7 protein-coding genes are annotated in these 10457 nt (G+C 71.6%); 3 read left to right on the top strand and 4 right to left on the bottom strand.

The window, feature by feature from the left end; genetic code table 11:
- Positions 1 to 32 precede the first annotated feature (32 nt).
- The gene (locus ACIGJO_RS11710) at positions 33 to 776 is read right to left on the bottom strand and encodes a response regulator (protein WP_399955621.1); all 744 of its coding nucleotides are present in this window, start codon (positions 774 to 776) and stop codon (positions 33 to 35) included.
- Entirely contained in the window at positions 773 to 1789 is a 1017-nt protein-coding gene (locus ACIGJO_RS11715; RefSeq protein ID WP_399955625.1) for a sensor histidine kinase, read from the bottom strand. The genes ACIGJO_RS11710 and ACIGJO_RS11715 overlap by 4 nt, the downstream gene beginning before the upstream one ends.
- Before the next feature lie 281 nt (positions 1790 to 2070).
- Between ACIGJO_RS11715 and ACIGJO_RS11720 the strand changes: the two genes are divergently transcribed.
- Positions 2071 to 4392 carry an FtsX-like permease family protein gene (locus ACIGJO_RS11720; RefSeq protein WP_399955628.1) on the top strand — a complete coding sequence of 774 codons (2322 nt, stop codon included), beginning with the start codon at positions 2071 to 2073 and terminating at the stop codon, positions 4390 to 4392.
- Between the two features lie 263 nt (positions 4393 to 4655).
- Complete coding sequence (locus tag ACIGJO_RS11725) at positions 4656 to 5723, top strand: hypothetical protein (protein ID WP_399955631.1); 1068 nt, start codon at positions 4656 to 4658, stop codon at positions 5721 to 5723.
- A 288-nt stretch (positions 5724 to 6011) separates the two neighbouring features.
- On the opposite strand, the gene ACIGJO_RS11730 is transcribed toward ACIGJO_RS11725, so the two are convergent.
- Both ACIGJO_RS11730 and ACIGJO_RS11735 read right to left on the bottom strand, forming a co-directional pair.
- On the bottom strand, positions 6012 to 7745 hold the full coding sequence (locus ACIGJO_RS11730; protein WP_399955633.1) for a lysyl oxidase family protein: 1734 nt from the start codon (positions 7743 to 7745) through the stop codon (positions 6012 to 6014).
- A gap of 474 nt (positions 7746 to 8219) precedes the next feature.
- Positions 8220 to 9353 (bottom strand): hypothetical protein, encoded by a 1134-nt coding sequence (locus tag ACIGJO_RS11735; RefSeq protein ID WP_399955635.1) that lies wholly within the window; start codon positions 9351 to 9353, stop codon positions 8220 to 8222.
- A 442-nt stretch (positions 9354 to 9795) separates the two neighbouring features.
- On the opposite strand from ACIGJO_RS11735, the gene ACIGJO_RS11740 reads away from it, so the two are divergent.
- Positions 9796 to 10457: aromatic ring-hydroxylating dioxygenase subunit alpha (locus ACIGJO_RS11740; protein ID WP_399955637.1), on the top strand; the 662-nt coding region annotated here is incomplete at its 3' end.

Genomic DNA, 10457 nt, shown 5'->3' on the forward strand with positions numbered 1-10457 from the left:
GCAGGGTGGCTCTCGGCGGGTGGTTTCCCCGGCTACATGAGGGAGTCGCCCGCCGAGACCAGCCCCGTCTCGTAGGCGAGCACCACGGCCTGGGCGCGGTCGCGCAGGCCGAGCTTGGCGAAGATGCGGGCGACATGCGTCTTCACGGTGGCTTCGCTGAGCGTCAGCCCGCCCGCCAGCTCGGCGTTGGACAGCCCGCGTCCCATGAGCGTGAGCACTTCCCGCTCCCGGGGGGTGAGCGCGGTGAGGTCGCGGTGGACGGCCGGGACGGCGGGGCCGCCCGGCCTCCCCGGCGACCCGCCCCCGGCGGCGTACCTCTCCACCAGGCGCCGGGTGATCGACGGGGCGAGGAGGGCGTCGCCGGTGTCGACCAGGCGTACGGCGGCGGCGAGATGCTCGGGTGTGACGTCCTTCAGCAGGAAGCCGCTCGCCCCGAGGGACAGGGCACCGTACACATAGCGGTCCAGGTCGAACGTCGTGAGGATGAGCACCCGGCACCGGGGATTCTGCGCCAGGACGCGGCGGGTGGCCTCCAGACCGTCCATGACCGGCATCCGGATGTCCATCAGCACGACGTCCGGCCGCAGCAGACGCGCCGCCTCGACCGCTTCGGCCCCGTCGGCGGCCTCCCCGACCACGTCGATGCCGCGCATGGTGAGGATGAGCCGGAATCCGGTCCGTACGAGAGCCTGGTCGTCGGCGATGAGGACACGGGGAGGCGGCGGCCCGGCGCTCGCCCCGGGGCCCGTGCCCGCTGCCGTTCCGGGGTTCGTCACGGGCTGTCCAGGGGGATGCGGGCACGGACCCGGTAGCCCCCGCCGAGACGTCGGCGGGCATCCAGATCACCGCCGTAGACGGCGACCCGCTCCCGCAGCCCGAGCAGCCCACGACCGGTGCCGTCCCGGGCGCCGGAGGCATCGAGGGCGCGCCGGGCGCCGGATGGATCGGGGGCGCGCCGGGTGCCGGACGGGTCGGGGGCGCGTCGGGTGCCGGACGGGTCGGGGGCGCGCCGGGTGGGCAGATCGCCGGCCAGTGTGTAGAGCCCGTCGTTCAGCACGTTCGGCCCCCTGCTCAGCACGCTCGGACCGCTGTTGAGCACCTCCACCCGCAGACTGCGCTCCGCGTAGCGCACCGTCACCTCCGCCTTCTCGCCCGCGCCGTGCTTCAGCGCGTTGGTGAGGGCCTCCTGCACGATCCGGTACGCGGTCACGTCGATCCCGGCCGGCAGCGGGCGGGGCTCCCCGGTGATCCGCACCTCCACGGGCAGCCCGGCGAACGCGAACCGGTCGATCAGCGCGTCGAGGCGGTCCATCGTCGGCTGCGGCGCCAGCGCCGCCCCGCCGTCCACGCCGCCGTCCGCCGTACCGTCCAGCCCGCCGTGCACGCCGCTGTCCGCCGTTCCGTCCCCGTTCTGGGACGGTGCCAGCACCCCGAGCAGATGGCGCAGTTCGGTCATCGCCCCGCGCCCGGCCCCCTCGACGGCCCGGAGGGCCGCCTCCGCCTCGTCCGGCATGGTGGCCATCACCTCACGGGCGGCCCCGGCCTGGACGACCATCAGGCTCACGCTGTGGCTGACGATGTCGTGCAACTCCCGTGCGATACGGGCCCGTTCGGCATCGACGGCGACCTCGGCGGCACTCTCGCGCTCCCGTTCCAGCAGTCGGCCCCGGTCCTCCAGGGCCCTGCGCCGCAGACGCCTCTCCCGTACGAGGGCTGCGGCGAGCCACCCGGCGGCGGCACACACCACGGCCAGGGCGACGATCGGCCAGGCCGTTCCGGATGCCTCCACGGACCGAAGCCTTCCAGACACCCCCGCGCCGCGCATCAACCCCCGGGTCCAGCCCCGTACATCGCCGGGATGACGGGAGCTGCGGATTACCTCCGGGGAGGGATGCCCGGCGCCGGGCACCGGGGGAGGCTTCCGTCCATGGCTACTGATACGAACAGCGGGACCCACACGGCCCGTGCCGGCCACTCGGCCCGTGCCGGCCACTCGGCCCGTACGGATGGGGCGTACGCCGTGCCTGGTACCAGTGGGGCGGCCCGCGCCCTGTCCCCGGGGCGGACCGCGTGAGCGCCGTGTGGCGGGCCGCGCGTGGGGCCGTGCGCCGGCGCAGACTCCAGACCGTGGTCATCGGCCTCGTCGTCTTCTCCTGCGCCATCTCCTTCGTGGTCGCGCTCGGCCTGCTGGAAGCCGCCTCGGCACCGTTCGACCGGGCCTTCGCCGCGCAGCGCGGTGCGCACGCCGTCGCCTCGTACGACCGTTCCCGGGTCTCCGACGAGGAGCTCGCCCGGACCGCCGGCGAGCCGGGTGTGCGGGCTGCCGCGGGCCCCTTCGGACAGACCGTCATCACCGTCCCCGAGTCCGCGCCCGGCGTGGGCCCGCACTCGCTCATCGGCCCGGTCACCGTCGTCGGCAGGGACTCACCGGCGGGTCCGGTGGACCGGGTGAAGGTGGTGGCCGGCCGCTGGGCGGAGCGTCCGGGGGAGATCGTCCTCCAGGTGGCGGGGGCCGACCGGAAGCTCGGCACGACGATCGCCGTTCCCGGCGGCCCGGAGCTCACGGTCGTGGGCTGGGCCGGGAGCCTGAGCCGTACCGCCCAGGGATGGGTGACGTCGGACCAGATGGCGGCGCTGCACCCGACCGCCACGCAGATGCTCTACCGCTTCGCGGACGGGGAGGCCGCCACCCGGGACGGCCTCGACGCGGCGATGGCCGCCACGACGGCGGACCTGCCCCCGGGCTCGCTGCTGGCCTCGCAGCCGTACCTCGCCATCAAGCGGGACGTGGGCAGGGTGGCGGCGGCGTACGTCCCGTTCCTGCTGGCGTTCGGGCTGCTCGGCCTGGTCGTCTCCGTACTGATCGTCGCCAATGTGGTGAGCGGCACGGTCGTCGCCGGGGTCCGGCACATCGGCGTCCTCAAGGCCCTGGGCTTCACCCCGAACCAGGTGGTCGCCGTCCACCTGACGATGGTCCTCGTCCCCGGGGTGGCCGGTGCCGCCCTCGGTACCGCGGCGGGCGCCGTGGTGGCCAGGCCCCTGCTGAAGAACGTGTTCATGGGCATCGGAACGGTGGACCTGGAGGTGGGCGTCGGCCTCTGGGTGTACGCCGCGACCCTGTTCGGCATGCCCCTGCTCGTCGGCCTCGCCGCGTTCGTGCCCGCGCTGCGCGCGCACCGGCTGTCGGCGGCCAGGGCGATCAGCGCGGGCAGCGCACCCGCCGCCGGCCGGGGGCTGCGCGTGCAGCGCCGGCTCGCCGGTACGGGGCTGCCGCGCCCGGTCAGCCTGGGACTGGGCCTGCCGTTCGCCCGGCCGGGCCGCACCGCGCTGACCCTGTCCGCCGTCATCCTCGGGGTGACGACCGTGACGCTCGCGACCGGTCTGTCCAGCACGATGACGGAGTACGGGAAGGCGTTCCAGCGGACCGGGTACGTGGACACCACGGTCTTCGCGGGCCAGGCCAGGTTCGGGGAGCGGGAGCCGAAGCAGGACGACGCCGGTACGGAGGCGATGCTGAGGAAGCTGCCGGGCGCGGTCCATGTGACGGCGGGCGCGTTCGCCGATGTCGGCCTGACCGGCTACGCGGAGACCGTGACCTGCGAATTCCTGCGCGGCGACCACCCGACCGTGGGCGAGACCGTCGTCCGGGGCCGCTGGCTGGAGGAACCGGGGGAGGTGGTCGCCCCGACGGCGTTCCTGCGGAAACGCGGACTGGCGGTGGGGGACCGCGTCACGCTCGTTCTGGAGGGGAGAAGGGCGTCGGCGACGATCGTCGGGCAGACCATGGACGGCATGTCCGACCGGCTCCAGTCCACCTGGGCGACGCTGACCGCGCTGGATCCCGGCCGTAAGGCGAACCAGTACCAGATCCGGCTCGCCGAGGGCACGGAGAGCGCCGACTACAACAGGGCGGTCAGGAAGGCGGATCCGGGTCTACGGCCCGCGCCCCGGTCGGGCGTCAACACCAACGCCGTCACCATCATCGGTGTCGTATCGGCCCTCACCCTGCTCCTCGGCACGGTCGCCGCCCTGGGCGTCTTCAACACCGTGGTCCTCAACACCCGTGAGCGCCGCCGGGATCTGGGCACGCTCAAGTCCGTCGGGATGACACCGCGCCAGGTGACCGTGATGGTGGTGACCTCGATGGCGGCCCTCGGCGCGGTCGGCGGCCTGATCGGCGTCCCACTGGGGATGGCGGCGTACGAGACGATCCTCCCGGCCATGACCAGTGCGGCGGACATCGAACTCCCGGCCTTCATGACGGATGTCTGGCACGCCCCGCTGCTCACCCCGCTCGCTCTGTCGGGGGTGCTGATCGCGGTGCTGGGAGCCGCGGTCCCGGCCCGCGCGGCGGCCCGGCTCACCATCGCGAAGGTGCTGCACAACGAGTGAGCGGGCACGGGAATCCGGATCACTCCGGTACAGGGGTCCGGGGTGAGCGGGCACGGGAATCCGGATCACTCCGGTACAGGGGTCCGGGGTGATCGGGTGCGGGAACGGGGTGATCCGGTGCGGAGGTCCGGAGGGATCGGGTGCGGAGGTCCGGGGGATCGGGGTGCGGAGGTCCGGAGTGATCGGGTGCGGAGGCGGGACTGTCGCAACGGAGTCGGGCGAACCATCGGTGGTGCCCCTCCCCGCACGGCACAATCACGTCCATGGGGACGACTGATTCCGGGCTGCAAGAGACCACGGGGCCGATAGCCCTGATCCGCGGATTCCTGGCCGGAGGGGCGACCGGTGCCGCACTGGCGGGCATGGTCTCCGGGGTCGTCCTGGATCGGGTGCCCCTCCTGTTGCTGGGGGCCGGGCTCCAGGTGCTCACCGTCGCGGTGCTGCTGATCGTGGACAGCTGGATGAAGGCCAGGAGGGGGAAGCCGGTCACCCGCACGGCACTCGCGCTGATCGAGGACCTGCGCGCCGTCGGGGGCGAGACGGCGGACGTACTGGTCAGGTTCGATCTGACGGTGCTCCCGGACGACCGTGCCGCGTACCGGGTCACGCTCAGCCAGCACGTCAACCTGGTCGACCTCCCCACCTACCGGCCGCGGGGCATGACGGTGGTCGAGTACTGCCCCGACGAGCCGTGGGAGGTCGAGATCGTCACCCCGCCGACGCCGGAGTGGGCGCGGCGGGCGGAGACGGAGAGGGCGGACCCGGCACCGGAGTCCAGCCGGGCGGCCGCTCCGGCCGGGAGCCGGGCGGGCGGCTACGGCGGGCTCGTGGGGCTTCTGATCGGCGCGGCGGCCGTCGTGCTGCTGCTCCGCGGCGAGCTGTTCGCCGACGGCGACCCGGCAGGCCGGAAGTCGTCGTCCTCCACGACCTTCTCGTCGTCCACGACGGTGTCGGGGCCCACGTCTTCGATGCTGGACATCGGCCGGATGCGTGACACCGCCGAATCGCTGGCGGGGCGGGTGGGCACGCCGACGGTGGCCGAACTCTCCATCGACGAGCGCCGCATGGCGGTGAGCGGTGAGGCCGGCGGGCCGCAGGACGGAATGCACGCCATCGACCTGCGTACGCTCCCGTACGAACTTTTCCCCGGCCTGGTGCGCGAGGCCCGGAACACTCTGGGCGTGCGCGACCCCGGGACCTGGCGCACCGACGTCGAACCGGCCTCGGGGGACCGGGACCTGACCATCCGGGTATCGGCGACGGGCAGGGGTGCCGAGGCGTCGCTGGAGGCGGACGCGCAGGGCAGGATCACGAAGCGCCACCCGGACTGAGCGCCACCCGGACTGAGCGGGGCGCGGAACACGCGGGGAACGAGGGACGGAGCACCGGGCACGGAAACGGCACGCGGGACGCGGGACACGGGAGGACGGAGCACCGGGCGCGGGTGACGGAACGCGGGGGACGGAGCACTGGGTACCGGGACCGGGACCGGGACCGGGGCACGGCGTACCGGGCCCGCCCGTACGGGGCATGAGTACGGCCCCCGGAAACCCATGGTACCCATGGTCCCCGGGGGCCGTCCCCTGCTGCTCACTGCCCGCCGCGGTGGCGGGCGGTCATCAGTTGGCGTCCACCCGCTCGTGCGCGGGAACGGTCACCGTACGGGCGCCGGGCTTGCCGCCCAGGACGACCTTGCGCAGGGCGCTGTTGTTGGTGAGGTCGGTCTCCTTGAGCCGCTTCTCCGGGTTGGCGAGCACCTGGATGTAGTAGGTGCCGTTCGCCAGACCGGTGATGTCGAAGGACTGGCCGGGGAGGTCCTGGGTGTAGGTGTCACCGGAACCGACGTCGAGCACCTCACGGACGGAGACCGAGTTCTCCTGGCCGCACGCGGTGGACAGGTCGGTGTTGTCCGGGTGCCAGTTGGCGTTCTTCACCGTGTAGTCGACCGCGTCGGTGTTGGCCAGGCAGAAGGCCTCCTTGCCGCTGCGCACGGTCTCCTTCTTGTCTGCCTTCAGCAGCCGGTAGCTGGCGAAGTCGGTGAAGTGCCAGTGCTCGTGACCGGGGCGCGGGTCCCACTCCATGGTGCCGGTCGGGGTGTAGCCGACCTGCTTGCCGTTGGCGTCGTAGAAGTACTGGTACGCGTCCATCAGCTCCTTGCCCGGAGAGCGGAAGCCGTCCACGACGAGCTTGGCCGGACCGGCGTTCCACACATTGGCGCTGAAGGCCAGGTAGTCCTTGCCCGGGACCTCCTCGTACCCGTCGCTGACGGTGATGCCGTAGGCGGGCAGCGACCGGAGGTCCGGCTTGGGAACGTCGGGAACACTCGCCTTGCCGGTCGGACGCTTGGCGTTGGGCTGCACGGCGGGCGCCTTGCGGGACCCGTCGGTCCGGCCCGGCCCGTCGCCCGCCTGCGCCGACTTGAGGGCGGCCTTCTTGAGCGCCCAGGGCAGGGCGGGCGGCGCGGGCGCGTAGGGCCCGTGACCCACGTTGTACGAGGGACCGGCACCGCTGGTCGCGGCTGCCGGTGCGGGCGAACGCATCGCACCGTGTCCCGGCATGCTGTGCCCGGACATGTCGTGCCCGGACATCTTCGACATGTCGTGCCCGGACTTCGTGGAGGCGCCCGAGACGCCCTCGCCCTCCTCCCAACTGCGCTCGCGCACAGTCACCTTGACGGTCTGGGGCTTGTCCGCCATGCCGAACAGGTCGCGGTAGGCCTTCGTCACGGACACCTTGGCGGTGTACTTCCCGGCGGGCAGCGCGACCGGCGTGGAGTAGTAGCCCGCGTAGGTGTTGGACGCCCAGCCGTTCTCCACACCCCAGACCGAGCCGAGGGTGAACGGGTTCACCGGGCAGCTCTGGGGATACTTCGAATTGGCCGGCGCCTCGGGGTGGATACGGCCGGACGCGTTGTTCGGACAGAACGCCTCGGTCTTGTCCAGCACGGTCTTCCCGGCCGCGTCCTTGACGGTGATCTTCGCGAAGTCGGGCAGCCCGGCGAAGTCCTTCAGCAGCCGCTTGGGCAGGGTCTTGGTCCCTGTCTGCTTGCCCTTCGCGTCCCGGATGATCTGCTTCGCGATGATCGGGTCGCTGTAGGACTTACGGTTCACCCTGAGTTCGAGGGGACCGTTCTCGGCGGTGACGTACGTGCCGAGGTCCAGGTAGACGCCGGGGTCCTCTTTCCACGAGTCGAGGGTCACGGAAGTGGAAGCGGCGATCAGGCTGAGCTTCGGCGTCGGCTCGGCCTTCTTGGCGTCAGGTGCGGCGGCGACGACGCCCGCGGTGACGGCGATGGCCGCGGCGGCGGCGATCGCCGAACGCGACATGCGGGCCTGGTGGGATCTGGTCATCATTCCTCGTACTTCCGAGTGCCTGATGGGACGTGGACGGACAGCGCCGCACCGGTGCCCGGCCGCGAAAACTGTCTCCCGACTGTGAGAGATGCGGTACGGCCCCCGGGGTTGTCTGCCGGGGCGTGACACGTCGATCGTTGTCCGAAACCCAGTCAATGAGTCTGGATCCAGACGTAGTTGAGCCATACAGGCATGACGCGGAGGGCACGCTCATTCGTTGATCGAACATGAACATGAACATGAACACGAACACGAACTCGCAGCGGCGCAGGGGCGGGGGCTCAGCCACGGCCGGTACGGTTCGCGTTTCCCGGCCCGGATCACGGAACGGCGCCCTCTCCCGTGGTGGGAGAGGGCGCCGCCTGTGCTGCCGAGGCCGGAGAGGCCCAGGCCCTACGTCCTCCGCGGCGCCGCCTGTGCTGCCGAGGCCGGAGAGGCCCAGGCCCTACGTCCTCCGGAGCCGGGTTCCGGGTTCTAGTGGCGGGCCGTCGGCGTCGGGGGAACTGCCGCGGACCGTTCGATCAGTCCGTTGATCTGCTGGTCCCCGTGGGTGTCCATGGGCATGGAGTAGTCGCCGACGGCCCAGAACCCACCGTCGGGGCCGGCCGGAGCCAGGTCGTAGAAGGAGTAGGACGGCCACCGGGTGTCGCCGTCGGGTGCCGAAGCTCCGGCTTCCTTGGTCCAGGTGGTGCCGTCGTAGTGCCAGAAGACCGGTCCGGCGGCGACCGGATCGGTCTTGTCGTTGCCGGTGACCCACAGACCGCCGCGGCCGTCGGAGCTGATCGCGTGGAGGTAGAGGTCGGCGAGCGATCCGGTGACGTCCTGCCACACCGTGCCGTTCCAGTGCGCGACGCCGGGGGCGGGCGGGCCGCCGTCGGGGGTGTCGGCCCATCCGGCCACGTACACACTGTCCGGGGCCGCCGCGGTGATCTTCGCGGTGTCCGTACCGGCGGGGACCGGGGGCTGGTCCATCAGGGTCCAGGTCGTCCCGTCCCAGTGGTACGTCACCGGGTGGCCGCCGTCCACCGGGTACCGCATACCGGTCGCGTAGGCGTCGTCCGCGGACAGGGCGTCGATGTCCCGGATGTCGACGAGGTGCGGCAGCGCGAAGGTCTGCCAGACGCCGTCGGCGTACGTGTAGAGGGCATTGCCGCCCTTGAACAGCCGGCCGGGAACGGCGTCGATCGGGACCTCCGGCCATGAGTCGTCGGCGGGGCCGGTCGTGGGAACGGTGGTCCAGCGCTCGCCGTCGTAGTGGACGAGCGCCTGATCCCTCTTCACCGTTCCGTAGGCCCAGACGTCGTCGGCGGCGACGGCGCTGACCGCCGACCACTGCCAGACGTCGGGAAGCCCGGGGGCGGTGTCCTCGCTCCAGTTCTCCCCGTCCCAGCGCATGATGACGCCGGCCGGCCCCTTCCGGCCGACGGCCCAGGCCAGATCCTCATCGACGGAGGACACGGACATCAGCGACTCGGCCGGGCTGTCCCCGGAGAGCGAGACCTCCCAGCCGGGCGCCGTCCCGGTCGCCTGGGCGCCGCCGGCGGTGAGCAGAGTGGCGGCGAGCGTCAGTGAGGCGGCCGCGGTGCGCAAGAGGTGCCTTGCAAGCATCGGTGAGCGTTCCTTTGCGGTGAGAGAGAGCTCTGTCCGAATGACGTGTCCAGGCCAGATAGCTACTGGCCGACGAACCAGACTCACGACGGCGCCGAACGGTTGTAACAGGCCACGCGGTGGTCACGGTCCGCACGGCGGTTACGGGCCGCATGGTGGTCACGGGCCGTGCGGCGGGGTCACGGGCCGCACCATGCGGTGGTCACGGGCCGCTCCGGGCGTATCGCCGCCCGGAGGGTGGGGTGTTGGCGGATCGGCGGCCGCGGGCGCCGCTACCGGGGCCGGTCCGGGGCGGGTCCGGCCCTGGCCAGGTCCGGTGGCGGTCCGGGACGGGTCCGGGTCCAGGGCGGGTCCTCGTCGCTGTCCGGCCCGGATTCGAGAGTGAAGCCCCGGCTCGCGTTGCGCGACTCGACTCGGTTTCGAATCGAAGGGGAGTTCAGGAGTGACCGTCAACTGGCCACCGGCGTACTACACCAGTGAGGAACACTTCACCCTGGAGCAGGAGCGCATATTTGAGCGTTCCTGGCAGTGTGTGGCGCGGTCCTCGGAGATCGCCGAAGTCGGCTCATTCGTACGTGTGAATGTAGGAAGAGAGAGTGTCCTCCTCGTACGCAAGGCCGCCGGTGAGATCCGCGCCCTGATCAACCTGTGCCGCCATCGAGGTGCCCGGCTCTGCCTGGAGGAAAAGGGGAACTTCGGCGGTTCCATCCGCTGTCCCTATCATGGATGGACCTTCAGTCTTGACGGCCACCTCACGGCAGCCCCTTTCATGCGTGACCTTCCGCCCGAGACGAAGGAGCGGCACCTCTTCACCGCCGGCGTCACCGAATGGCTCGGCTGCGTCTGGGTGAACCTCGACCCCGACGCGGCACCCCTGACGGACCAGGTCGGACCGCTGATCCGTGAACGTTTCGGCGATGACGACGTCCCGGGCAACTACGGCTGCGACGAATTGAGGGTTGCCGAAGAGGTGGTCTACGACGTTGCGGCGAACTGGAAGATTCTCTACTGTCAACGGTCATTGAGATGCCCAGGTGGGTGGCCGTTGGAGGCCCAGGCTGGTGGCCATCAGAAACCCAGGCGTGTGGCCAGTGGTGTTCCCGG

It is taken from the genome of Streptomyces sp. NPDC079020, from assembly GCF_044542225.1.
Lineage (GTDB): Bacteria > Actinomycetota > Actinomycetes > Streptomycetales > Streptomycetaceae > Streptomyces.

What these genes read in the sequence shown, in the direction of transcription:
- ACIGJO_RS11725 (WP_399955631.1), top strand. Translation starts at nt 4,656, where the DNA reads ATGGGGACGACTGATTCCGGGCTGCAAGAGACCACGGGGCCGATAGCC.
- ACIGJO_RS11730 (WP_399955633.1), bottom strand. Translation starts at nt 7,745, where the DNA reads ATGATGACCAGATCCCACCAGGCCCGCATGTCGCGTTCGGCGATCGCC.
- ACIGJO_RS11735 (WP_399955635.1), bottom strand. Translation starts at nt 9,353, where the DNA reads ATGCTTGCAAGGCACCTCTTGCGCACCGCGGCCGCCTCACTGACGCTC.